Origin of the sequence: Comamonas sp. E6, from assembly GCF_001010305.1 — a bacterium.
Taxonomy (GTDB): domain Bacteria; phylum Pseudomonadota; class Gammaproteobacteria; order Burkholderiales; family Burkholderiaceae_C; genus Comamonas; species Comamonas thiooxydans.
The window spans coordinates 36,255-59,020 of sequence record NZ_BBXH01000030.1 but is presented as its reverse complement, the minus strand read 5'-3'; the positions used below and the strand labels follow the sequence as shown (position 1 = coordinate 59,020).

Below are 22,766 nucleotides of genomic sequence, written 5' to 3'. Positions count from 1 at the left end.
ATGGGCGAGACGCTGCATGCCGCAGCCACCGCCCCCTGGGTGCAGCCGCTGGCCCTCGCCGGTTTCACGGTGCTGGCGGCCTTGCTGGCCGACCGCTTCCGGGCAGCGCCGCAGGCCGAGCGCCAGCGTGCTGCCAACGCATTTTTTGAACACTGGGGCCTGGTCGGCGGCATGTTGCTCGTCGCCTGGCACGATCTAGGAGACTCCCATGCCGGATAACCAAAAAACCGCCTCGGGCAGCTTCGCGCCCCTGGCCATTCCCGTCTTTGCAGTGCTGTGGGCCGCCACGGTGCTGGGCAATATCGGCAGCTTCATGCGCGATGTGGCCAGCGCCTGGATGGTGACCGAGCTCTCGTCCAGCCCCACGGCCGTGGCCCTGATCCAGACGGCGGCCACGCTGCCAGTCTTTCTGCTGGCCATCCCGGCCGGCGTGCTGTCCGACATCCTGGACCGCCGTCGTTTCCTCATCGGCGTGCAGGTGTTGCTGGGCGCCGTCAGCGGCACGCTGCTGGTGCTTGCCCAGACCAACACCCTCACGGTGGAATACCTGGTGGCTCTGACCTTTGTGGGCGGCATTGGCGCCGCCCTCATGGGACCGACCTGGCAGTCCATCGTGCCCGAGCTGGTGCCGCGCAGCGAACTCAAGAGCGCCGTGGCCCTGAACTCCCTGGGCATCAACATCGCCCGTGCCATCGGCCCGGCTGCCGGCGGCCTGCTGCTGGCCAGCTTCGGCGCCGCGGCGGCCTACGGCCTTGATGTGCTGAGCTATGTGTTCGTGATCGCCGCCCTCATCTGGTGGAAGCGTCCCAAGGCCGAGGCTTCGGCACTCAACGAGCAGTTCTTCGGCGCCTTCCGGGCCGGTGTGCGCTATGCCCGTGCCAGCCGCGAGCTGCATGTGGTGTTGCTGCGCGCCGCTGTGTTTTTCCTGTTCGCCAGCTCGGTCTGGGCCCTGCTGCCCCTGGTGGCGCGGCGCATGCTGGGCGGCACGGCCGGCTTTTATGGCGTGATGCTGGGCGCTGTGGGCGCCGGAGCCATCCTGGGCGCCGTGCTGCTGCCCAAGCTGCGCAAGCGTCTCGATACCGACGGTCTGGTGTTGCTGGCTTCTGTGGTTACGGCCTTGGTCATGGGCATGCTGACCCTTGCGCCGCCCCAGTGGGCTGCCGTGGCGCTGATGCTGGTGCTGGGCCTGGGCTGGATTGTTGCGCTGACCACACTCAACGGTGTGGCCCAGGCGGTGCTGCCCAACTGGGTGCGCGGCCGGGGTCTTGCCATCTACCTGATGGTATTCAACGGTGCCATGGCCCTTGGCAGCCTGGGCTGGGGCCTGATTGCCGGCCAGCTGGGCCTGCCGGTCACGCTGCTGATCGGAGCCCTGGGTCTGGTGCTGGTGTCCCTGGTCTTTCACCGCGTCAAGCTGCCAGCTGGTGAGGCGGATCTGCAACCGTCCAACCACTGGCCCGAGCCCCTGCTGGCAGAACCCGTGGCTCATGATCGTGGCCCGGTCATGATTCAGATCGAATACCGCATTGCCCACGAAGATTTGGCCGCTTTTTTCCAGGCCATGCAGCAAGTGGCCCAGGAGCGCCGTCGCGATGGGGCTTATGCCTGGGGCGTGGCCGAACACACCGGCGAGCCCGGTCGAGTGATTGAGTGGTTCCTGGTTGAATCCTGGGCTGAGCACTTGCGCCAGCATGGTCGTGTGTCCAAGGCCGATGCCGATCTGCAGGCCGCCGCTTTGCGCTACCACCAGGGGCCGGACAGGCCCGTGGTTCACCATTTCCTGGCCCTGGATGCGCGCAGCGCCCAGCAGGGAACGGGTTCTCCCGCCCACTGAGCGGCGCTGGAATCGGCATTCATCGCTGACGGGGCAGGCGATGAATGCGACCCGGTTTATTTTTCCAGGGGCTGGAGCAGAGGTCGGTGCATCACTTACTTGGCGGGCTTGGCGGCACGCACTGCCACGACCTCGATTTCCACATACCAGGCCGGGTTGGCCAGGGCTGCAATCTGGAAGGCCGAGCGTGCGGGCAGGTTGGGCTGGGCAGCCGTGCCAAAGAACTGGGTGTAGCCACGCATGAAGCCGGCAAAGTCCATCTTGTTGCCCTTGGCGGGGTCGGCCACCAGGAAGACCTGCATCTTCACCACATCGCTCATGCCGAGATTCATGCTCTTGAGCTGCTCTTCCAGGCCCTTGAGGATGGCCACGGTCTGGCCTTCAGTGTCGCCGCCATAGGCAGCAGGATCAGTGGCGGGCTTGGATTTGTCCACCACGGGCGGCACCTTGCCCGAGAGGTAGACGGTGCGGGCATCGGTGGGAATTTCCACGGCTGCGGCGATGGGGAAGGTCGAGCCCGGTGTCTTGTAACGCAGGACATCGCCACCGCCGGAGGTGGTGGCTGCGCAGCCGGTGAGCAGGACTGCAGCGCCCAGCAGGGCGGCGGTGGTGGCGGTCTTGAAGATGGATGGAACGTTCATGTGATCTCCTGAATGGATTTATGGGGTGACGCGAAAGGGTTTGACGTCGGCGGCAGACAGCTTGTCCGGGTACTGATTGCCGAAGTTGCTGCGCACATAGTTCACGACGTCGGCAATCTGCTCGTCGGACAGCTTGCTGGCAAAGGATGGCATGCCGTGCAGGCCGTTCATGACGACCGAGGTCGGGTAGGCGGCGGCTGCCAGCTTGGGGTTGGAGGCCAGCGCGGGATAGAAGCCGGCGCCCTTGGCGCCTTCGCCCTTGACCATGTGGCATCCCTGGCAGATGGCCTGGTACAGGGTCTCTCCGCCGCTCTGGCTGAAGCGTGGACGGACCGCAGAGAAGTTCTGCATCAGCGCCTGGGTATCGGCGGGCGAGATGGAAAGAACGGCGGCAGACTGCAGCGTTTGCAGGTTTTTCACATCCTGGGTTTTCATGCCCTGTGATTGGGCCAGGACGGCGCCGGAGAGACCCAGGGCCAGGGCGAAAGCGGAGCAAAGACGGTGCAATGTGTGCATGGTGAAGTTCCTTGTTGCAGACATGGGCGATCAGAGGCTGGAGGCCTTGGCGTGCAGACGCTGGATGGCGTCCAGCGAAGACAGCACGGCACCTTCCTGCCAGGCGGGGATGTACGAGACATGCTCGCCCGCGAGCACTAGGCGACCGTCGATCTGGGCCAGATCCTTGTAGTGCTGCTCGCGCAGCGCATCGGTCCAGTTGCCGAAGCAGCCGTTGATCCAGGGCATGCGATGCCAGGCTACCGACACACCGTTGAGGAACTCCTGCTTGTACTGCGGATGAATCTGCGCGCCGTACTCCAGCGCCAGACGAATGCGCTCGGCCGGCTTGAGCGAGGAGAAGCGGTAGCTGTTGGAGTTCTCGAAGGCATAGGCGCCCAGCAGCACGGCGGGGCCGTTGCCCATATAGCCGGTGGAGGGGTAGGAGATCTGCTGAATCGGCAGATCGGTGTAGCTGATGCCGCCGTAGATGCGCTCGTCCTCTTCCCAGAAGCGGCGCTTGAACTCCAGACCGACCTTCATGGAGCTGCCGTAGGGCACGGCAGCAATCGCGTTTTGCATGGCGCTGCTGGCCTGCACTTCGATCTGGCTCAGGATGGACAGCGGAATCGTGCACACGCACCAGTCGGCGCGGGCCTGCAGTGTGGCGCCGGGCTTGAGGGCGTCTACATAGTCCACGGTCACGCCCTTGTCGTTCTGGGCGATCCTGGTGACCTTGGCGTTGTAGCGTATGGCCGAGCCCAGATCGCGCGCCATGGCCTGGGCCAGCATGTCCATGCCGCCTTCGGGCTGGAAGATGGCGCTGTGGAATTCGTAGATATTACCAACGCCCATCTGGCGCCACAAATTGGATTCGAGCAGCTCGTGCAGGTCCATGGGCGTCGACGGTTTGGCCTGCGCCATCAGGCCGCCGCCGGGGTCGATGTCGTAGCCACGGAAATCGCTGACCGCATTGCTGGCGCGGTAGCGGTACTCCTTGTCCAGCACGCCCCAGGCCTTGAGGCTCTCCAGCAGGCGTTCCTTGTCTTCCCGGCTGACGCTCTGGTCCAGCGCGCCCTGATTGGTAGCCTTGGCGAGCAGCTCGGCCACATGACCGTAGACATCGGTCTGCACATGGCGAAAGCGCTGGGGCTTGCCGGCCAGGGCCTTGCTGTTGTGCAGATAGGCGTTGTAGTTGACTTGGTTGAAGGCTTCGAGCTTGATGCCGAAGCGCTTGTAGTAGTCCAGCATCGCATGGTGGTGGTAGGGCACGCGCCAGGGGCCGGGGTTGAAGTAGTTGCCCTTGGCAAAGCCCACTTTCTGGCGTGTACCGTCGAGTTCGCTGAACTCATCGCCGCCGCGCAGCGTCCAGCAGCGGCCGCCGGCGCGACTCTGGTATTCAAGCAACTGCACCTTGTAGCCCGCCGCGCGCAACTCGTGGGCTGCCACCATGCCTGCCAGGCCCGCGCCCAGCACCAGAACCGACGCGCCATGTCTGGCGTTGCCGAGCTTGACCGGACCGCTGTAATGCGACTCGGCGGCGTAGCCCAGTGAACTCATGGCTTGGTACATGGCACTGCCGCCCGCGACCTTTCCGATCATCGAGAGCAGTTGTCTGCGACTGACATGCTTGCTTGGCTCTGGCATCTGAAATTCCTTTGCTGTTGTGTATTCCGCTGTCCATCCGGGGTTGCGGGGCAAGGGTTTTCAGCAAGAGCTGTGCCAGGTCAGAGGGCTCAAGGCATTAGTTCAATGAAATCAGTTACTTGTTATGGAATTCAGATCAATTTGCGCTCAATCCTTTTAACGCTTGTGGTGCATGCTCACTAATTTGAAGCGTCAGTGGCCAAATTGGTGCAACGGAGTCACACAATAAGCTGCAAAAAAAGCGTAGCGGCTGTGACAGCGGATACGCCTTGAGTGTGGGAGCGGAACTACGGTGCTGCCGGGCTCAGAGCTCGCTGGGAGGCTCGCAGGCCTTACTGACCATGACACGATTGCGTCCACCCCGCTTGGCGGCATAGAGCATGGCATCGGCCTGCTGGAAGACGGCCTTGATATCGGGATCGCTGTCGGGCCAGTGGGCCACGCCCAGCGAGATGGTGATATGGCCCACGGGCGGTATCTCCATTTTCTCGACCAGCTGACGCAGGCGCTCGGCGGCATGGGCGGCGGCCTCCAGCCCCGTGCCGGGCAGCAGCAGCAGAAACTCCTCGCCACCCACGCGGCAGGGCAGGTCATCGACACGCGAGACCTCGCGCATGGTGCGTGCGAGCTGTCTGAGTACCTCGTCGCCTGTGTCGTGGCCAAAACCGTCGTTGATATGCTTGAAGTGGTCGATGTCGATGGCAATCACCGAGAACGGCAGCGCTTGCGTCTGAAAGGCGCTGATGGCTGCCTCCAGATGGCGGCGATTGCCCAGCCCGGTCAACGGATCGGTGTTCACGTCCTCGCGCAGCTTGGTGATATTGCGTTGCAGCAGGCCCAGGCCCTTGAGCATGGCTTTCTTGAGTTCGTAGGACTCGAAGTACCAGGACTTGACGGCCTGGATGTTCTGCGCCGTCTCGGGCTTGTCCATATCGTGAGCGCCATTGGCGAGCTGGCGCAGCGGGCTGGCAATGCGGCGCGCGCTCCACCAGATGACCACCAGCATCAGCAGGGCGATGGGCAGGGTCTTGTAGAGCACGGAGCGCATCAGCTTGTTGAGCGGGGCCAGCGTGGCCGCCTTGGGGCGCTGGGCCACAATGCCCCATCCCGAGGCATGGATGACGGCATAGCCGGCCAGCATTTCCACTCCCTTGCTGTTGACGACTGGCGCCGTACCCGACTCGCCTCGGATCACGGCGTTGATGACATCGTTGTTGATCACCTGATCGCCGATACGGTGGTTGTCGGGGTGATAGATGATGTGCTTGTTCTGGTCCACCACATAGACATAGGTGCCATCCTGGTAGAAGTGCGAGCCCAGCAGGGTGTCGAGGATGCTGTCTTCCTTGAGGTAGATGCTGCCGCCTACCGCTCCCAGGAATTCGCCCTGAGGGTCGAAAATGGGCTGAGAGACAAAGACGATGTAGTTGCCGGCCGTGGACATATAGGGCTGGCTGATGACGGGCCCGCGAGTGCTCAATGTCTGTGTCACTCCGGCGCTTTGCAGCGTCTTGCCCTTGATCTGCAGGGTTTCGGGCGATGTCGCCAGCACATAGCCCGTTGGGTCGATGATGGTGACGGAGTTGAAGCTCTTGGTTTGCAGGCGCAGACGTGTGGCCTCCTTGGCCAGATAGTCCACGTCATCCATGTGCGCGCCCATCAGATTGGCGCTGTATTCCAGCTGCTGCAGGGCGGACTGCAGAAAATCATCCGTGCTCTGCGCCAGCTTGGTCGCATAGGCATGGTGACCTTCAAGCGTGTTGTCTATCAGCTGCTGGCGCTGCACCAGATAGCCGGCATAGAAGGTGTTGAGAAACGGGATCAGCGCGCTGCAGATGGTCAGGACCAGGATCAGTCGACGCAAATCAAGCCGGTTAGGCGCAAGCCGGCGGTGCCAGGGGAGAGATTTCTTCACAGATGATGTCGCGAGAGCAGGGCGGCTCTGCGCTGTACCTGTGTGCTCTGACAGGCTCAGACCCCGGCCGCATATTCATTGAGTGCCTGCATTATGGTTGCTCGCGCCGTGGCCCTGCTCATGGTCAACCACAATGCAGCCGCGTCAGGCTGACAACTCCTTGAACTTTTCCACCTGTACCGCGCAGTCGTAGAAGCAGGGCGCCCGGCCAATATCGGTGAGCTGCTGATGCGTCAGCTCGTTCACATTCGTGCCGTTGGCTCCCTGCTTGCGCCACCAGATGCCCAGGCCCACCACCACGCCGGTGCGAGCGCGGCCGTTGACGGCGACGTGGCAGACATGCTCGCCGCGCTGGTTGAAGACGCGTAACCGGTCACCGTCGGCAATGCCGCGCGCAGCTGCGTCATCGGGGTGCATCTCCAGCAGTGGACGCTCTTCCATGCGGGCCAGACTGGCCACATTGGCAAAGCTGCTGTTGAGGAAGTTGCGTGCCGGCGGCGAGATCATGGCCAGCGGGTAGGCGGCCGTGGGCGGCTCGTAATTGGGCAGGTAGTCGGGCAGGGTGTTGATGCCCAGCCGCGCCAGGGCGGGGTTGTCGAATTCGCATTTGCCCGAAGGCGTGGCAAAGCCACCTTCGGCAAACGGCGCATCGGGCAGCGGGATATGGGCAAAGCCCTGTTGCAGAAGATCGTCGAAATCAATGGCTGTCTGTGCTAGCGCTGCGCGGCACAGCGCTTCGTCGGAATCAGAGAAGCAGGCTGCGGCAAAAGCGGGGTCCAGCCTGGCCATATGCATGGCCAGATCGCGAAAGATCTGCGCGTTGCTGCGCGCCTGGCCTTGGGGCTCGATCGCGGGGCGATTCAGCAGCACATCGGTATGGCCGTAGCTGCCGTGGATGTCCCAATGCTCTAGCTGCGTGGTGGCGGGCAGCACATAGTCGGCATGGTCTGCGGTGTCGGTGAGGAAATGCTCAAGCACCACGGTGAACAGATCTTCGCGCGCAAAGCCCGCAGCCACCTTGGCCGACTCTGGCGCCACCGCCACGGGATTGCTGTTATAGACCACGACGGCTTCCACCTTGGGGCCGAAGCCGGCATCGCCCTCATGCAGCAGCACATCGCCAATCTGGCTCATGTTCAGCGTGCGTGGGCGACGCTCGCCCAGCAACTGCGGCATTTGCAGATCTGCGCGCTTGAACGGCGAGACCCCCGAGGCGGACAGCAGCAGCCCGCCAGCGCGGTGGCGCCAGGCGCCGACAAGAGCCGGCAGGCAGGCCACGGCGCGCACGGCATTGCCGCCGCCGCGCGCGCGCTGCATACCGTAATTGAGGCGGATGGCCGCAGGCCTGGTCGTGCCGTAATCGCGGGCCAGGGACTGAATCTGTTCCACGCTCAGGCCACAGACACTGGCGGCGCGCTCGGGCGGCCATTGCAATGCTCTGGCCCTGAGTGCCTCCCAGCCCTGAGTGTGTTGGGCGATGTAGTCATGGTCCAGCCAGTCGTGCACGATCAGCTCGTGCATCAGCGCCAATGCCAGTGCCGCATCGGTGCCGGGCAGCAGTTGCAGATGCTCGTGGCATTTGTCGGCGGTCTCGCTCTTGCGCGGGTCTATGCAGATCAGCTTGGCGCCCTGGCGCTTGGCTTCCTGCGCATAGCGCCAGAAATGAAGATTGCTGGCGATGCTGTTGCTGCCCCAGATCAGGATCAGCTTGCTTTCGGCAAAGAACTCCACACGCATGCCCAGCTTGCCGCCATAGGTAGCGGTCAGCGCCTCGCTACCGGCACTGGCGCAGATGGTGCGATCCAGCAGGCTGGAGCCCAGCTGGTGGAAAAAGCGCCGGTCCATGCTTTCGGCCTGTACCAGGCCCATGGTGCCGGCATAGCTGTAGGGCAGTATGGCTTCGGGCGCGCGCCGGGCAATACCGTGCAGGCGCTGGGCAATATCGCTCAGGGCCTCGTCCCAGCTCACGGGGGAGAAATGGCCGCTGCCTTTGGGGCCGCTGCGTTTGAGAGGCTGCAGAACTCGCCCGGCGTGGTAGGTGCGTTCGGTGTACTTGCTGACCTTGGCGCAGAGCACGCCGCCCGTGTGAGCGTGTTCTGCATTGCCTTGCACCTTGGTGGCCGTGCCATCGACCACCGTGGTGAGCAGGGCGCAGGTGTCCGGGCAGTCATGCGGGCAGGCACCGCGTACTTGAACGATATGAGGCATGTCGTGGGCTCGAAAATCTGGATCGGTTTGCGTCTGAAGACCGTTTTGTGGGCCTATTATGCGGCGCGCATCCATGTCAAAAAACCTGAGATGCAAGACCCCAGAAACGGGCCGATCCAGCCCGTAGCAATGAGTAGCCCGTAGAGAGAGATCAAGAGCAATGCAGTACAAGCGAGTGGAGTGGAACCGTCGTCAATTCATGACTGCTGGCGCAGCTGTGGCAGCCGGGAGCTGGATCGGCGCAAGTCATTCCCAGGATTCGAGCGGGCCGATTGTGCTTGGGCAGTCCTGCGCGCTGAGCGGCCCCTCGGCACAGCTGGGTATGCAGTTTGTGCAGGGCGCCAAGCTGTATTTCGATCAGCTCAATGCCCAGGGCGGCATCGGCCGCCGCCAGGTGGAGCTGCGCACGCTGGACGATGGCTATGAGCCAGAGCGCTGCGTGGCCAATACCCAGAAATTCATTGCCGATGATGTGATGGCCTTGTTTGGCTATCTGGGCACGCCCACCAGCATGGCCGCACTGCCTTTGCTGCAGAAAGCCAGGCTGCCGCTGATTGCTCCACTGACGGGGGGCGCCGGCCTGCGCGACCCCAAGCTGGCGCAGGCGGTCTTCAATCTGCGTGCCTCCTATGCCGATGAGACCGCGCTCATGGTCAGACAGCTGGTTTCTTTGGGCCTCAAGAAGATCGCGGTGTTTCATCAGAACGACGCCTATGGTCAGTCAGGTCTCGAGGGGGTGATGCAGGCGCTGCAAGGCCATGGCCTCAAACCCGTGGGTGCAGCCACGGTGGAGCGCAACTCCCAGGATGTGGCCAAGGCCGTCAAGACTCTGGTGCCGCTGGGTGCCGATGTCATCGTGCAGGTCGGCACCTATGCGGCCAGCGCTGCCTTTGTGCGAGCGGCACGCCAGGCGGGCTATGGCGGTCAGTTCTACAACGTGTCGTTCGTGGGAACTTCTGCACTGGCGCAGGCTCTTGGCAAGGAGGCCGAGGGCGTGGTGGTCACCCAGGTCGTGCCCTCGCCCTTCAAGACATCGCATCCCCTGGCGCGTGAGTTTCAGGCCGCACTGCACAAAGGAGGCGCGTCGCTGCAGCCCGATTACTCCAGCATGGAAGGCTATCTGGCTGCCCGTGTCGTGAGCGAGGCGCTGAAATCCGCCGCTGCCGCAGGCCGGCTGCAGCGCGATGGCCTGGTAGCGGCACTGGAGGCCATGAATGGCCAGCAGGTGGCGGGTTTTCCGATCGCCTTCCGTCCACAGGCCGGCAAGCCGCGCTTTGTCGAGCTGTCCATGCTCACAGGCGACGGAAAGGTCCGGGTGTGAGGCTTTGAGGCGCGCAGGGCGCAAGCTCTCTCGCTTTGGGCCATCATGGCATCTTTGCCATTGATGACCCCAAGGAGAGAGCGCATGGCCCTGCTGCCCGAACTTCAAGCAAGCGCCCCTGACATTGCCGCGCTGCGTCGCGATATCCACGCCCACCCCGAGCTGTGTTTCGAGGAAATACGGACCTCGGATCTGGTCGCGGCGAAGCTGGAGCAATGGGGCATAGCGATCCATCGCGGTCTGGGCAAGACCGGTGTGGTGGGCGTCATCCATGGCCGCGACGGCGGCAGCAGCGGCCGAGCCATCGGCCTGCGCGCCGATATGGATGCCCTGCCCATGCAGGAGTTCAACACCTTTGACCATGCCAGCCGCCATGCGGGCAAGATGCATGCCTGCGGTCACGACGGCCACACGGCCATGTTGCTGGCGGCGGCGCAATATCTGGCCGCACATCGCGACAGCTTCGAGGGCACGGTCTACACCATCTTCCAGCCTGCCGAGGAAGGCGGTGGCGGTGCCCGGGAGATGGTCAACGACGGACTGTTCGAGCAGTTCCCCATGCAGGCTGTGTTTGGCATGCACAACTGGCCGGGCATGAAGGCCGGCACCATGGCCGTGGGTGCGGGGCCCGCCATGGCATCCAGCAACGAATTCAGGATCGTGGTACGCGGCAAGGGCGGCCACGCGGCCATGCCGCATATGGTGGTGGACCCGGTACCCGTGGCGGCCCAGCTCATCATGGCTTTCCAGACCATCGTCAGCCGTAACGTCAAGCCCATTGAGGCGGGCGTGGTGTCGGTCACCATGGTCCATGCCGGCGAGGCTACCAACGTCGTGCCGGACAGCGTGGAGCTGCAGGGCACGGTGCGTACCTTTACGCTGGAGGTGCTGGACCTCATCGAGCAGCGCATGCAGCAGATCAGCGAGGCCGTCTGTGCGGCGCATGGCACGCAATGCTCGTTCGAGTTCGTGCGCAACTACCCGCCAACCATCAACACGGCCCCCGAGGCCGAATTTGCCCAGGCCGTGATGCGCGAGATTCTGGGCGATGCCGGTGTGGTGCCGCAAGAGCCATCCATGGGGGCCGAGGACTTTGCCTTCATGCTGTTGGAAAAGCCCGGAGCCTACTGCTTTATCGCCAACGGCGATGGTGATCATCGCGCCCTCGGGCATGGCGGTGGCCCCTGTACCTTGCACAACCCCAGCTACGACTTCAACGATGCGCTGATTCCGCTGGGTGCGACCTTCTGGGTCAAGCTGGCCCAGCGCTGGCTGGACCAGCCTACGCGCGGCTGAAGGCTTGGCCCCGCCGCTGCGGGCTGGGTGGAAGATTTCTTTCACGCCAGACCTCGGGCGGGCAGCCAAAGAGCGTGCTGAACCAGCGTGTGAAGGCACTGTGGCTGTTGTAGCCCAGCATGGAGGCGATCTGGCCCACAGGGTAGTCAGGGTTGCGCACATAGCGCTGGGCAAGATCCGAGCGAACCTCCTGTAGCAGGTCGGTAAAGCTCAGGCCTTCACCATCAAGCTCGCGCTGCAGGGTCCGTACGCTGCGCCCCAGACCCTGGGCCACGCAGATGCAGGTGGCATTGCCCGAGGGCAACATGAGATAGATGGCCTTGCGCACCTGCTGGCCGATGGAGGCCTGACGGCCTTGCTGCGTGGTGTCCACCATGGTCTTGGCATAGCGCACCAGAACCGGGTCGGCCAAGGGGTTGGGAGCATCCAGGTCCTCGGTGCGAAACACAATGCCGTTGAAGTCCGCATCAAACTCCACGCGGCAACGAAACATCTGCTTGTGCAGGCCGGTGTCGCCGGGCGCGGGGTGGCTGAAGCAGACCCGCAGCGGGCGCCATTGCTCATGCAGCAGCAGGTTGCAGGTACGAAACAGCACGCCGATTGCCAGTTCCATGGATTGCGGCAATGCATCCGGCAGGGTGAACTCTTCGCGCAGCACCACGACGCCATTGGCGTCGTCCATATGAATCACCAGCGACTCATTGAGCATGTGCACATGCTCGATCAGCGTGCTCAGCACCTTGCGCAAGGTGGGCTGGTGCAGCAACAAAAGGCTGACGACACCGAAGTTTGAAACCTGTCGTGATTGCGCCATGCGCAGCCCGAAGTTTTCGCAACCCGTGATGCTTGCAGCTTCTTCCAGCAGGCGTCCGGCCGTCAATGCATCGATCAGCTGATCCTGCTCGCGCACCACGGCTGGGCGCAGGCCGGCACGACGCAATGCCGCATCAGGGTCTCCTCCCAGTTCGCTGAAGAGTTCCGAGAAATTCGTCAGAGATGCCGCGCGCACAAAAGTGACCATGACTGCTCCACGCAAAAAGTCGGAGAAATTCTGGCATGAGATGCATAGCGTGCGGCATGAAATGCACAACCTATGTGACACAGGTTTTCTACAGTGGACTTACCGGGCGGCAGAGACTAGCAACAAGCCTGGGTTCAAAAAAGTGTAGGAGACAGTGATGCAGATAAACCCTCTGACCTGTGCCATAGGCGCGGAGTTGGTCGATGTGCAACTGGCGGATGCGCTGCGCGATGATGGGCTTTTCGCAGAGATCAAGACGGCCTTGCTCAAGCACAAGGTGCTGTTCTTGCGCCGCCAGAGTATCAGTCGCGCCGAGCATGTCGGTTTTGCCCGGCGTTTTGGCGAGCTGGAGGACCACCCGGTGGTCGGCAGCGACCCCGAGCATCCCGGCCTGGTGCAGATCTACAAGACGCCAGACAAGCCGCTGGACCGGTATGAAAACTCCTGGCATTGCGATGCCACCTGGCGCGAGGTGCCGCCCATGGGCTGCGTGCTGCGCTGCGTCGAATGTCCGCCGGTCGGCGGCGACACCATGTGGGCCAATATGGCGCTGGCTTACGAGATGCTGCCATCGCATATCAAGGACGTGATAGCCCCGCTGCGGGCACGCCACAGCATTGAGTGCACCTTTGGCGCCGCCATGCCTGCGCAGAAGCGTCTGGCCCTCAAGGCGCAGTTTCCGGATGCGGAGCACCCGGTGGTTCGTACACATCCGGAAACCGGTGAAAAAGTGCTGTTTGTCAGCGGCTTCACCACTCATTTCACGAACTTCCACACGCCCGCCAATGTGCGTGTGGGCCAGGACTTCACCCAGGGCTCATCCAGTCTGCTGCAGTTCTTGATCAGCCAGGCCGCGATCCCCGAGTACCAGGTCCGCTGGCGCTGGGAGCCCGGCAGCATCGCCATCTGGGACAACCGCGCGACACAGCATTACGCGGTGATGGACTACCCGCCCAGCCATCGAAAGATGGAGCGCGCCGGAATCATTGGCACGCCGACTTTTTGAGCATCGAAAGACGTTCGTGGCAAGGCGCAGAACCTGGCCGGGCGGTGCGAAGCACAGTTGTACGCAAGGCTCTGAGTGCGGGCATGGCATTCATATAACAACGGAGACATCATCATGAATTTCCTCGACGGTCATCTGGTTGCCGAAAATCAGCAGCCTCTCATCATCACTGCAGCTCCTTATGCACCTTCGTGGCTGCCGGAGGACTTCCCCGGCGAAATTCCCGTCACGATGGAGGAGCAGATTCAAAAAGCCGTGGACTGCTACAACGCCGGCGCCCAGGTGCTGCACTTGCATGTACGCGAGCTCGACGGCCGCGGCAGCAAGCGGCTTTCCAAGTTCAACGAGCTGATTGCCGGCGTGCGTGCCCGTGTCCCGGACATGATCATCCAGGTAGGTGGGTCGATCAGCTTTGCACCCGAAACCGATGGCGCGGCCGCCAAATGGCTGTCTGACGATACCCGCCACATGCTGGCCGAGCTGGACCCCAAGCCCGATCAGGTGACGGTGACCATCAATACCTCGCAGATGAACATTCTGGAGCAGTTCGATGCGCGGGATATCGAGGGCACTTCGATGGAGGACCCTGCGGTGTTCAATGCCTACAAGGAAATGACCGTGCCAGCACAGCCGGGCTGGGCCGAAGAGCATATACGCCGCCTCAGTGCGGCCGGCATTCAGAGTGCCTTCCAGTGCTACAACATCAACAGCTTTGAGTCGGTGGAGCGGCTGATGCGTCGCGGCATCTACAAAGGACCGCTGGTGCTGAACTGGGTGGCCATCGGCGGCGGAATGGACCAGCCCAGCGTTTACAGCTTGGCCAATTTTGTGCGCGCCGTGCCCGACGGTGCGGTGCTCACGGTAGAGGCCTCGGTGCTGAACGTGCTGCCCATCAATCTCATGGGCATTGCCATGGGCCTGCATGTGCGCTGCGGCACCGAAGACAATCTGTGGAATCAGACCCGAACCCGAAAAATGGGCACGGTGGAGCAGATCGAGCAGTTGGTGCGCATTGCCAAGGAATGCAGCCGCCCCATCGCCACGCCTGCCCAGGCGCGCGAGATCTGCCAGATCGGCGTGTTCTACGACACGGTGGAGGAGAGCCTGGCAAGGAACGGCTTTGCTCCGAATCGCAACGGTGCTCAGCAGGGTTTTCTGCGCAAAGTCGCCTGAGGTCAAAGGAGCGCACGATGCAACGCATTCCAGTCCTGCTGTCCATTGCTCTGGCTGCAGCTTTGCCAACTGGCAGCGCCTTCGCTTTCACCGACAAGCCCGTCAAGCTCATTGTTCCTGCCCCGCCCGGCGGCACGATCGATGTGTTTGCTCGCATCATCAGCGATCAGCTGGCGCATGAGCTCAAACAGCCTGTGATTGTGGAAAACCGCCCCGGTGCCGGCGGTGCCATGGCGGTGAAATACATGCTGTCCCAGCCCTCAGACGGCAATACCCTGCTGGTGACGGTGACCAATATCCTGACCGAGGTTCCGCATGTGCTCAAGGGGGGCTTTGATGCCATGAAGGATGTCAGACCCGTCTCGCAGATGGCACGCTCCGTCATGGTCTTCATTGCTTCGCCTCAGTTCCCGGCCAAGGATGCCAAGGAGGCCATTGCCTATATCAAGGCCCATCCGGGTCAGCTGTCCTTTGCCTCCTACAGCCAGGGGACGGCATCGCAGTACGCAGGGGCAATCCTGAATCAGAAGGCGGGGCTGGACATGCAACATGTCCCGTTCCCTGGCTCGGCACCGGCGCTGGCACAGATCATGGGCAATCAGATCCCGCTGATGTTCGACGGCTCCGTGACCACCAAACCGCTGGTTCCCAGCGGCAAGGTCAGGCTGCTGGCCGTGGCTTACAAAAGCCGGCTGGCCGACTACCCCCAGGTGCCGACGATGGCTGAGCTTGGTTATCCGGAGCTTGATTTCAGCAACTGGGCGGGTGTGTTTGCCTCGGCAAAGACGCCGCAGCCGTTGCTGGAGAAGATCAATGCCACGCTGCAGAAGGTCAATGCCAGCCAGGCGGTGCAGGCACGTTATGCGGCCACAGGCTTTGAGCCGATTCGCCAGGAGCGCACGCTGGAGCAGCTGTCTACCGATCTGCAGGCCGAATACCAGCGCAATGGCGAGATCGTCAGGAATTTCGGCATCAAGCTGAACTGAGTCGGCTCGTCAATCGGTCCGGGCATGTCTGCGACTGAGGATGCCCGGACTTGCACCTCAATAGATACAGGAGCATTTCATGACTCAGGCCATTCGCTTTTACGAGACTGGCGGTCCAGAAGTCCTGCGACTGGAAAACGTTGCCGTGGGAGACCCCGGCCCAGGCCAGGCGCGCGTGCGGCACAGCTATATCGCGCTCAACTTCATCGACGTGTACTTCCGCACTGGGCGCTATCCGCTGGCCTTGCCCAACGGGCTGGGCTCGGATGCCGTCGGTGTGGTCGAGGCCGTCGGAACGGGTGTGACGGATATCCGGGTGGGTGACCGCGTCGGCTATCTGACCGGCCCGCAAGGCGCTTATGCACAGGCGCGTGTGATGCCTGCAGAAGTGCTGATTCCGTTGCCCGACGGAATTTCAGACCGTACTGCAGCCACACTCATGATGAAAGGCATGACGGCCCAGTATCTGTTCCGTCAGGTCTATCCGCTGCAGGGCGGTGAAACCATTCTCTATCACGCAGCTGCCGGAGGCGTAGGCCTGATTGCCTGTCAGTGGGCTCGCGCCATGGGGGTCAACATGATTGGTACGGTCAGCACGGATGAGAAGGCCGAGCTGGCCAGGGCGAACGGATGCGCACACACCATCGTGACTTCGCGTGAAAACATCGTCGAGCGAGTGAAGGAAATCACGGCAGGCAAGGGCGTTCCCGTGGTTTACGACTCGGTAGGCAAGGACACACTGATGGACTCGCTCGATTGCCTGCAGCCGCGTGGCTCGCTGGTCAGCAACGGAACCTCTTCCGGCTCCGTGGTGGTGGACTCATCGCTGCTGGCCGCCAAAGGCTCGATCTGGATGACGAGGCCGGCCATGATGCATTACATCCAGCCCCGTTCACATATGCTGGAGATGGCTGCAGAGCTGTTCGAGCACGTGCTGGCGGGGCGCATCGTGAGCGAGCCTCAGCAGGAGTTTGCCTTGGCCGAGGCGGCACAAGCCCATCGCGCATTGGAAGCGCGCAAGACTGTGGGGGCCACGGTACTCGTGCCATGAGCTGCTGGGCGCAAATATTGGGCGGGTAAAGCCATTGCGAAAATCCGTGCCGGTGCCTTTCCCAAGGCTCCGGCTTTTTTCTGTCTGACATTGGCCATGCGGCAGGGCGACATTCCTAGGGATTTCACCTTGGGAACATGGCACCAAATAAGCAATGAATGGCATCAACTGCACAAGAGCTGCCGCCTTCCTTTTCTAGAGTGATTTCGCGGATCAATACCGCGAATTCATAACGAAAAGGAGACATGAAATGCCACGTATTTCACGCTATATCTGGAGTCTTTTTGCCTTGTCCGCCAGCAGCCTGGCCAGCGCTCAGTCATCCGTGACGCTGTTTGGTGTCATGGATGCGGGCGTCAGCCGCTACATGGTGCGCAGCAATTCCTGGGATGGCTCCGGCCGTACGGCCAGCCAAGGTATCTGGGCACTGTCACCCTCGGGTAATCTGGCCAGCCGTCTGGGTGTTCGTGCCGTTGAAGATCTGGGGGCTGGAATGTCTGCCAGCATGTGGCTGGAAGCACCTGTGACCAACGACACGGGCGGCGGCGCGCTGAACTTTGGGCGACGCTCCACCGTCAGCCTGGCGGGCAATTGGGGCGAGCTGCGCCTTGGGCGTGATCACACGCCGTCGTTTCTGAATGACTGGGCCTTTGATCCCTATTCCGTCAACGGCGTGGGCGTCAATTTGCTGGCGGTGGTCAGCAGCAACCTGGCCATCAACCGTGCGCTGAGTACGCAGACCAGCGGCACGATGCCCGAGCGCTTGCTAGGAAACGGTTTGTCGGCAGGCACGGACAATTATCTGCGCGCCAACAACTCCATCGGCTACCACCTGCCGACAGGGCTGGGCGGAATTTATGGTCAGCTGATGTATGCCTTCCCGGAAAATGATGCCAGGCGCGGCCGCTATGCCGGTGGGCGCATTGGCTGGGCCAGTGGTCCCACCGATATTGCGCTGGGCTATGGCGAAAGCATGCTGGGCACTTTCAACGGCCGCAAGGAAACCATCAAGTCCTTGAACCTGGGCGGTTCGTACAACTTCGGCCCGGTCCGTGTGTTGGGCGAGTGGTCGCAGGTGCGCAATGCGCGCAGCGATGTGCGGGCCACAGACCGCTATGACGGACTTCTGGCTGGTGTGCAAATTCCTGTCGGACTGCATCAGCTCAGGGCGTCGGTGGCCAGGGTGCAATTCAAAAATGGGCAGGGAGCCGGCGACGCATCGGTGAACAAGCTGGCCTTGGGCTATGTGCATAACCTCTCCAAAAGCACGGCGCTCTACACCACGGTGTCACGTATCAGCGTGAGCAATGGACACAACAATCCTGCGGTGATGGGTGTGACGCCGCTGGCCGTCAGCAGCCCGGTCATCATGCCGCAACCGGCCTACAGCAACAGCCCCGGAATGCAGCCACGCAGCGCATTGGGCTTTGATGCGGGTCTGCGCATGATGTTCTGAAGGCAGTCCGTTGCTGCTGCCGCGAGGCGAATCACGAAGAGGCGGATTTGAGGGAGTGCGTTCCGCAAAGGGCTGCTTGTCGGCGTTGCAGTACTTTGTGAAATAAAAAGAACGGTCGTTCTAATTTTCCGGATTTTTGGCTACACTGGCCTCGACTATTAAAGCCCAGGAGACCTTTCATGTCCGATCTGAACGCCCGGTTTGAAGAGACCGTCAAGAATTCCACCTCGCTTGGCGAGCGTCCCGACAACGCCACCTTGCTCAAGATTTATGCCTTGTACAAGCAGGCAACCGAGGGTGACAACGAAGCCAAGAAGCCCAGCTTCACCGACATGGTGGCCCGCGCCAAGTGGGATGCCTGGGCCAAGCTGGAAGGCACAACGCCGGATGAGGCCAAGCAGCAGTACATCGATCTCATCGAGTCGCTGCGCTGATTCGCGCCACCCCTGATCGCCGACAAGGCCCCGGGCTCCGGGGCTTTGTCGTTTCAATTCGGACCACATCACACTGCACCAGAGACGGGGGGGCTGGAAACTGGCGCCCCCCAGCCAGGGACACCGAGGAAGGGCCGCCCCGAAGGTGTCGTCCCCTTGGAGGAAGCGGCAGGGCTGCTCAGGGGGTGTCAGTACCTGTTCGAGAAATTGGCGCTGATGCGCTGACGCAAATATTCCGCCCCTGTGATGGGCGGATATTTTTTGGCCGGCCCTTCTATCACCGCATCCTCATTGGCCTGGCAGAAGAAGGCCAGGCTATAGCGGGCCCCCTGGTATTCATGGGGCTGAGGGTTGCGCACGCGGTGGAAGTTGCTGGGCAGCTGGTCGTCGCTCCAGCGCATCAGCATGTCGCCGATATTGCAGGTGATGACGCCATCCACGGGCTTCACGGGCGTCCATTGCTGGGTCTCGGCCTCCTTGCCGGGCAGCACCTGTAGCCCACCCTGGCCGGCGCGCTGGAACAACAGCGTCAGGCAGTCGAAGTCCGTATGTGCGCCTGCACGCCACAGGCCGATTTCGTCCTTGAGCGCCGGGTCCACTGCAAAGTAATGCAGCATGCGCAGCGTGCTCTGGTAGCTGGGCACGGCGGGGTCATGTGCGCGGGTGAAGAATTCATCGTCAAAGCCCAGCTTGTAGGCAAAGCAGGACAGCAGCTGCATGCCAACCTGCCAGCATTGATGCTCAAAAGCCAGCGTGGCCTGCTTGAAGCCGGGCAACTCCTGCTCGCTGGGCCACAAGCCTTGCATGCGCGGGCGTGTGACCTGATAGGACTCTTTCTGGTCGGGAGTGCGCGTGGAAGGGCGAATCTGCGCCTTGTGCTCCCAGCCTGCATTGCGCGATAGCGGCCATTGCGACTTGGTGTCGGGCGGCAAGGCGAATAGCTGCTCGGCTCTACCGAACGCAGCGTCGATATCGGCCTGGGCAATGTCGTGGCCGGAAACCTGGAAGAAGCCGATTTCTATCGAAGCGCTCCAGATCTGCTCGGCAATCTCCTGCTTGCGCTGCTCGAAGTCGCTGATGTCTATGACGCGAACTTCGCGCGCCGAGGTTTCTGCGCCTTGCCCGCCCATGCGGGCTTCCTTGTCCAGCTCGCCAAGGCTGTAAGAGTGGCTGGTCATGGTCTGCATAAGAATTTCTCTTGCGATGACTTCAGACACCGGCTTTGCCAGTGAGGCTTGGTGCGGGCATCTGAAGTGTGGATACCAGGCGCGGCTGTGTGCCGCACCCACTTCAAGAGCAATGACCCGCGAAGCTGCTGACCGGGGGAAGGTCAGAGCACCGTGCTGAACGCTTCTACTCTTGATTTGAGTGCAGCAAACAGCGTGCCAGCCATTTTCCAGGGCGCGGGCACTCTTGGTTTTGGTGCATGGCTTCAATCTGGTGCATTGCCGTGCATGAATCCATGCATCCATCTCTTTTGCATGCACTTTGTTGATACCTGGCAAGGCGCAACCCAAAGCAGGCACGCCAATTGCTAGAAGGTTGAACGAGTAGAAGCGTTCAGCCTGCATCCGCGTGCAGTGCCCGGAAATTGCTCAAGTCCTGTCAGCAGCGGCAGCTGCTGGCGTTCCTGTCGCCAGAGACCTGAGAGTTCCACCATGCTACGTCGCCAATTTCTTGCCGCCCTGCCTCTTTGCGGCGCACCCTGGGTTCATGCCCAGGGCAAGTCGCTGACTCCGCTGAAATTCACGCTGGATTTCCGCGTCAACGGCCAGACGGCGCCGTTCTTTCTGGCCCAGCAAAACGGCTACTACCGCGATGAGGGGCTGGATGTGAGTCTGGACGTAGGGTCGGGCTCGGTGGCTTCGATTACACGTATCGCCAGTGGTGCCTACCAGCTCGGACTGGGCGATATCAGTTCGCTGATCGAGTTCAATGCACAGAACGCCGGCACACCTCGCGTGCAGGCCGTCTACCAGTACTACAACCGCGCGCCCTTTGTGATCATCGGGCGCAAGGACAGAGGCATCACTTCGGACTTCGCAAGTCTCAAGGGCAAGAAGGTGGCTGCAGCGGCAGTGGAGTCCACGCGCCGTGCCTGGCCCATGGTGGCGCGGCGCAAGAATCTGCCCGCCGATCTGTTTGCCTGGTCGACGACGGAGTTCTCGGCACGTGACAACGTCATGGTGCGTGGCGATGTGGATGCCGCCACCTATTTCCATGACTCGGCGGTATCGCTGTTTACGCGCCTCAAGCCCGAGGAGCTTTCCATACTGCGTTACAGCGATGCAGGCGTTCATCTGTATGGCAATGCGATCCTTGCGTCCAGCCAGCTGATCGCCGAGAAGCCGCAGGTCGTGGCCGCCTTCCTGCGCGCCACCAACCGGGCGATTGTGGAGTGCCTTGCCAACCCCGCAGCAGGCATTGCCGCCGTGCGCCAGCGCGAGCCGATGCTCGATGAGAAGCTGGAGCTGGAGCGCTGGTCCATTACCGCACAGTATGTGGCCGCGGCAGATACGAAACGCCATGGACTGGGCGACTTCAGCAAGCGTTTGATGGAGCAGCAACTGGACGGCGTGGTGCAGACCTTTGCGCTCAAGACCACGCCATCTGCCGATGCACTGTTCAACAGCAGCATGCTGCCAGCCAGGTCGGCGCGCATGCTCAAGGCCTGAGGAGGAAGCCTCCATGTCCCTGCCTCAAGCCCAGACCTTGAATGACAGCGATGGCCGCTATCTGCGTGAAGCCATTGCGCTTGCCGATACGGCGCGCGAGCGCGGCAACCGGCCGTTTGGCGCGCTGATCGTGGCGGCCGACGGACGCGTGCTGGCCCGGGCCAGCAATGCCAACGGCGAGAGCGGCGATTGCACGGCCCATGCCGAGCTGTCCGCCATCCGCCTGGCCAGCCCCCTGCATTCACGAGATGAACTGGCCGTCGCCACGCTGTACTCGTCTGCCGAGCCCTGCGTGATGTGTGCCGGCGCGATCTTCTGGTCCGCCATCGGCCGCGTGGTCTATGGCATCGATGCCGAGCGGCTGCGCGTGTTCCGTGGCGAGCGGATCGATCAGAAGGATGCCGAGCTGTCCTGCCGCGATGTGTTTCAGACCGCTTCGCACGCCATCGAATGTATCGGGCCGGCCTTGATCGAAGAGGCCAGCAGTTCACACCAGGGCGCCTGGAAAGTCTGAGCGCCGACACGAACTCAACCGCAATTCATTGACATAGAGAGAGGGAAGCCATCATGCAAACCAAGCGCCTGTTCCTGCAATCCGTTCTGGCCCTGGGCAGCTTTGCCAGCGCCACGGCAGCCTTTGCCGCAACGCCCATCAAATTCCAGCTCGACTGGCGTTTCGAAGGACCTGCGGCACTGTTTCTGCAGCCAGTCGCCAAGGGCTATTTCCAGACCGCAGGGCTCAATGTGACGGTGGATGCCGGCAGCGGCTCGGGCGGCGCCATCCAGCGCGTGGCATCGGGCTCCTACGACATGGGCTTTGCCGATCTGGCCGCGCTCATGGAGTTTCATGCCAACAACCCCGAAGTCAAGGACAAGCCCGTGGCCGTGATGATGGTCTACAACAACACGCCGGCCTCGGTCATGGCGCTCAAGAAGAGCGCCATCGCCAAGCCGGCGGACCTGACGGGCAAGAAGCTGGGAGCGCCGGTCTTTGATGCAGGCCGACGCGGCTTTCCGTTGTTTGCCAAGGCCAACAAAGTCGGCGATGTGCAATGGACCACCATGGATCCGCCGCTGCGCGAGACCATGCTGGTGCGCGGCGATATCGATGCCATCACGGGCTTTACCTTTACTTCGCTGCTGAACCTGGAGGCGCGGGGCGTGAAGGCGGCCGATGTGGCAGTCATGCCGTTTGCCGACAACGGCGTCAAGCTCTATGGCAACGCCATCATCGCCAGCGCCAAGCTGGTGCGCGAGAACCCCGAAGCCGTGCGTGCCTTCCTCAAGGCCTTCAGCAAGGGCGCCAAGGAAGTCATGGCCAACCCCGGCGCAGCCATTGCCTATGTGAAGGAGCGCGACGGCATCGTCAACACGGCGCTCGAAACCCGCCGTCTGCAGCTGGCGATCGACACCGTGATCAACACAGCCGACGCGCGCGGCGAGGGCTTTGGGCAGGTCAGCCCCACACGCATGGCGCTGATGGCTTCCCAGATCTCGGACGTCTATGCGACCAAGACACGCGTGAACCCCGAGACGCTCTGGAACGGCCGCTTTCTGCCGCCAGTCGCGGATCTCGACGTCTTTCCCAAAAAGTAATTGCTCATTGA

At 62.2% G+C, this 22,766-nt stretch carries 20 protein-coding genes; 13 read left to right on the top strand and 7 right to left on the bottom strand.

Annotated features, from left to right (window positions below; all coding sequences use genetic code 11):
* Positions 1-219, top strand: a complete 219-nt coding sequence (locus tag CSE6_RS22655; protein ID WP_045838788.1) for a hypothetical protein — start codon at positions 1-3, stop codon at positions 217-219.
* Complete coding sequence (locus CSE6_RS22650; RefSeq protein ID WP_034354876.1) at positions 209-1,834, top strand: MFS transporter; 1,626 nt, start codon at positions 209-211, stop codon at positions 1,832-1,834. Before CSE6_RS22655 ends, CSE6_RS22650 begins: the two co-directional genes overlap by 11 nt.
* A gap of 95 nt (positions 1,835-1,929) precedes the next feature.
* Here CSE6_RS22650 and CSE6_RS22645 read toward each other — a convergent pair whose 3' ends face one another.
* The 5 genes from CSE6_RS22645 to CSE6_RS22625 all read right to left on the bottom strand — a co-directional run bounded on the left by CSE6_RS22645 (position 1,930) and on the right by CSE6_RS22625 (position 8,740).
* Positions 1,930-2,475: a RidA family protein gene (locus CSE6_RS22645; RefSeq protein WP_083994798.1), complete on the bottom strand. Its 546-nt coding sequence runs from the start codon at positions 2,473-2,475 to the stop codon at positions 1,930-1,932.
* Between the two features lie 18 nt (positions 2,476-2,493).
* On the bottom strand, positions 2,494-2,991 hold the full coding sequence (locus tag CSE6_RS22640) for a cytochrome c (protein ID WP_034404445.1): 498 nt from the start codon (positions 2,989-2,991) through the stop codon (positions 2,494-2,496).
* Positions 2,992-3,021: 30 nt separating this feature from the next.
* A complete protein-coding gene (locus tag CSE6_RS22635; protein WP_059441556.1) occupies positions 3,022-4,617 on the bottom strand; it encodes a flavin monoamine oxidase family protein in 1,596 nt (531 codons plus the stop codon).
* 304 nt (positions 4,618-4,921) lie between these two features.
* A complete protein-coding gene (locus CSE6_RS22630; RefSeq protein WP_003068601.1) occupies positions 4,922-6,481 on the bottom strand; it encodes a sensor domain-containing diguanylate cyclase in 1,560 nt (519 codons plus the stop codon).
* Positions 6,482-6,676: 195 nt separating this feature from the next.
* Complete coding sequence (locus CSE6_RS22625) at positions 6,677-8,740, bottom strand: molybdopterin-dependent oxidoreductase (RefSeq protein WP_059441555.1); 2,064 nt, start codon at positions 8,738-8,740, stop codon at positions 6,677-6,679.
* A 160-nt stretch (positions 8,741-8,900) separates the two neighbouring features.
* Here CSE6_RS22625 and CSE6_RS22620 point away from each other — a divergent pair, with 160 nt between their 5' ends.
* Both CSE6_RS22620 and CSE6_RS22615 read left to right on the top strand, forming a co-directional pair.
* Entirely contained in the window at positions 8,901-10,061 is a 1,161-nt protein-coding gene (locus CSE6_RS22620; RefSeq protein WP_039050122.1) for an ABC transporter substrate-binding protein, read from the top strand.
* 84 nt (positions 10,062-10,145) lie between these two features.
* Positions 10,146-11,357: a M20 aminoacylase family protein gene (locus CSE6_RS22615; protein ID WP_003068607.1), complete on the top strand. Its 1,212-nt coding sequence runs from the start codon at positions 10,146-10,148 to the stop codon at positions 11,355-11,357.
* Here the strand turns inward: CSE6_RS22615 and CSE6_RS22610 are convergent.
* Positions 11,344-12,378, bottom strand: coding sequence for an AraC family transcriptional regulator (locus tag CSE6_RS22610; RefSeq protein WP_003068608.1), 1,035 nt, complete (start codon positions 12,376-12,378; stop codon positions 11,344-11,346). The genes CSE6_RS22615 and CSE6_RS22610 overlap by 14 nt on opposite strands.
* 157 nt (positions 12,379-12,535) lie before the next feature.
* On the opposite strand from CSE6_RS22610, the gene CSE6_RS22605 reads away from it, so the two are divergent.
* The 6 genes from CSE6_RS22605 to CSE6_RS22580 all read left to right on the top strand — a co-directional run bounded on the left by CSE6_RS22605 (position 12,536) and on the right by CSE6_RS22580 (position 18,484).
* Positions 12,536-13,384: a TauD/TfdA family dioxygenase gene (locus CSE6_RS22605; protein WP_012840018.1), complete on the top strand. Its 849-nt coding sequence runs from the start codon at positions 12,536-12,538 to the stop codon at positions 13,382-13,384.
* A gap of 114 nt (positions 13,385-13,498) precedes the next feature.
* Positions 13,499-14,557, top strand: a complete 1,059-nt coding sequence (locus tag CSE6_RS22600) for a 3-keto-5-aminohexanoate cleavage protein (RefSeq protein WP_012840017.1) — start codon at positions 13,499-13,501, stop codon at positions 14,555-14,557.
* Between the two features lie 17 nt (positions 14,558-14,574).
* Positions 14,575-15,543, top strand: coding sequence for a tripartite tricarboxylate transporter substrate binding protein (locus tag CSE6_RS22595; protein ID WP_059441554.1), 969 nt, complete (start codon positions 14,575-14,577; stop codon positions 15,541-15,543).
* A gap of 79 nt (positions 15,544-15,622) precedes the next feature.
* Entirely contained in the window at positions 15,623-16,594 is a 972-nt protein-coding gene (locus tag CSE6_RS22590) for a quinone oxidoreductase (RefSeq protein ID WP_012840015.1), read from the top strand.
* Positions 16,595-16,844: 250 nt separating this feature from the next.
* The gene (locus CSE6_RS22585; protein ID WP_059441553.1) at positions 16,845-18,050 is read left to right on the top strand and encodes a porin; all 1,206 of its coding nucleotides are present in this window, start codon (positions 16,845-16,847) and stop codon (positions 18,048-18,050) included.
* Positions 18,051-18,229: 179 nt separating this feature from the next.
* On the top strand, positions 18,230-18,484 hold the full coding sequence (locus tag CSE6_RS22580) for an acyl-CoA-binding protein (RefSeq protein WP_003050754.1): 255 nt from the start codon (positions 18,230-18,232) through the stop codon (positions 18,482-18,484).
* Positions 18,485-18,672: 188 nt separating this feature from the next.
* On the opposite strand, the gene CSE6_RS22575 is transcribed toward CSE6_RS22580, so the two are convergent.
* Positions 18,673-19,671 (bottom strand): isopenicillin N synthase family oxygenase, encoded by a 999-nt coding sequence (locus CSE6_RS22575; protein ID WP_059441552.1) that lies wholly within the window; start codon positions 19,669-19,671, stop codon positions 18,673-18,675.
* Positions 19,672-20,142: 471 nt separating this feature from the next.
* Here CSE6_RS22575 and CSE6_RS22570 point away from each other — a divergent pair, with 471 nt between their 5' ends.
* Genes CSE6_RS22570 through CSE6_RS22560 form a run of 3 tightly spaced genes read left to right on the top strand, consistent with a single transcriptional unit; the run spans position 20,143 to position 22,755 of the window.
* Entirely contained in the window at positions 20,143-21,159 is a 1,017-nt protein-coding gene (locus tag CSE6_RS22570) for an ABC transporter substrate-binding protein (RefSeq protein WP_059441551.1), read from the top strand.
* Positions 21,160-21,172: 13 nt separating this feature from the next.
* Entirely contained in the window at positions 21,173-21,673 is a 501-nt protein-coding gene (locus CSE6_RS22565) for a nucleoside deaminase (protein WP_039050116.1), read from the top strand.
* A 53-nt stretch (positions 21,674-21,726) separates the two neighbouring features.
* Positions 21,727-22,755, top strand: coding sequence for an ABC transporter substrate-binding protein (locus CSE6_RS22560; RefSeq protein WP_039050115.1), 1,029 nt, complete (start codon positions 21,727-21,729; stop codon positions 22,753-22,755).
* Positions 22,756-22,766: the final 11 nt, after the last annotated feature.

Excerpts from the sequence above, each read along its gene's own strand:
- CSE6_RS22575 (WP_059441552.1), bottom strand. The coding sequence starts at position 19,671 with ATGCAGACCATGACCAGCCACTCTTACAGCCTTGGCGAGCTGGACAAG.
- CSE6_RS22585 (WP_059441553.1), top strand. The coding sequence starts at position 16,845 with ATGCCACGTATTTCACGCTATATCTGGAGTCTTTTTGCCTTGTCCGCC.
- CSE6_RS22580 (WP_003050754.1), top strand. The coding sequence starts at position 18,230 with ATGTCCGATCTGAACGCCCGGTTTGAAGAGACCGTCAAGAATTCCACC.
- CSE6_RS22625 (WP_059441555.1), bottom strand. The coding sequence starts at position 8,740 with ATGCCTCATATCGTTCAAGTACGCGGTGCCTGCCCGCATGACTGCCCG.
- CSE6_RS22605 (WP_012840018.1), top strand. The coding sequence starts at position 12,536 with ATGCAGATAAACCCTCTGACCTGTGCCATAGGCGCGGAGTTGGTCGAT.
- CSE6_RS22590 (WP_012840015.1), top strand. The coding sequence starts at position 15,623 with ATGACTCAGGCCATTCGCTTTTACGAGACTGGCGGTCCAGAAGTCCTG.
- CSE6_RS22645 (WP_083994798.1), bottom strand. The coding sequence starts at position 2,475 with ATGAACGTTCCATCCATCTTCAAGACCGCCACCACCGCCGCCCTGCTG.
- CSE6_RS22650 (WP_034354876.1), top strand. The coding sequence starts at position 209 with ATGCCGGATAACCAAAAAACCGCCTCGGGCAGCTTCGCGCCCCTGGCC.
- CSE6_RS22560 (WP_039050115.1), top strand. The coding sequence starts at position 21,727 with ATGCAAACCAAGCGCCTGTTCCTGCAATCCGTTCTGGCCCTGGGCAGC.
- CSE6_RS22655 (WP_045838788.1), top strand. The coding sequence starts at position 1 with ATGGGCGAGACGCTGCATGCCGCAGCCACCGCCCCCTGGGTGCAGCCG.
- CSE6_RS22570 (WP_059441551.1), top strand. The coding sequence starts at position 20,143 with ATGCTACGTCGCCAATTTCTTGCCGCCCTGCCTCTTTGCGGCGCACCC.
- CSE6_RS22600 (WP_012840017.1), top strand. The coding sequence starts at position 13,499 with ATGAATTTCCTCGACGGTCATCTGGTTGCCGAAAATCAGCAGCCTCTC.
- CSE6_RS22635 (WP_059441556.1), bottom strand. The coding sequence starts at position 4,617 with ATGCCAGAGCCAAGCAAGCATGTCAGTCGCAGACAACTGCTCTCGATG.
- CSE6_RS22595 (WP_059441554.1), top strand. The coding sequence starts at position 14,575 with ATGCAACGCATTCCAGTCCTGCTGTCCATTGCTCTGGCTGCAGCTTTG.
- CSE6_RS22640 (WP_034404445.1), bottom strand. The coding sequence starts at position 2,991 with ATGCACACATTGCACCGTCTTTGCTCCGCTTTCGCCCTGGCCCTGGGT.
- CSE6_RS22615 (WP_003068607.1), top strand. The coding sequence starts at position 10,146 with ATGGCCCTGCTGCCCGAACTTCAAGCAAGCGCCCCTGACATTGCCGCG.
- CSE6_RS22565 (WP_039050116.1), top strand. The coding sequence starts at position 21,173 with ATGTCCCTGCCTCAAGCCCAGACCTTGAATGACAGCGATGGCCGCTAT.
- CSE6_RS22610 (WP_003068608.1), bottom strand. The coding sequence starts at position 12,378 with ATGGTCACTTTTGTGCGCGCGGCATCTCTGACGAATTTCTCGGAACTC.
- CSE6_RS22620 (WP_039050122.1), top strand. The coding sequence starts at position 8,901 with ATGCAGTACAAGCGAGTGGAGTGGAACCGTCGTCAATTCATGACTGCT.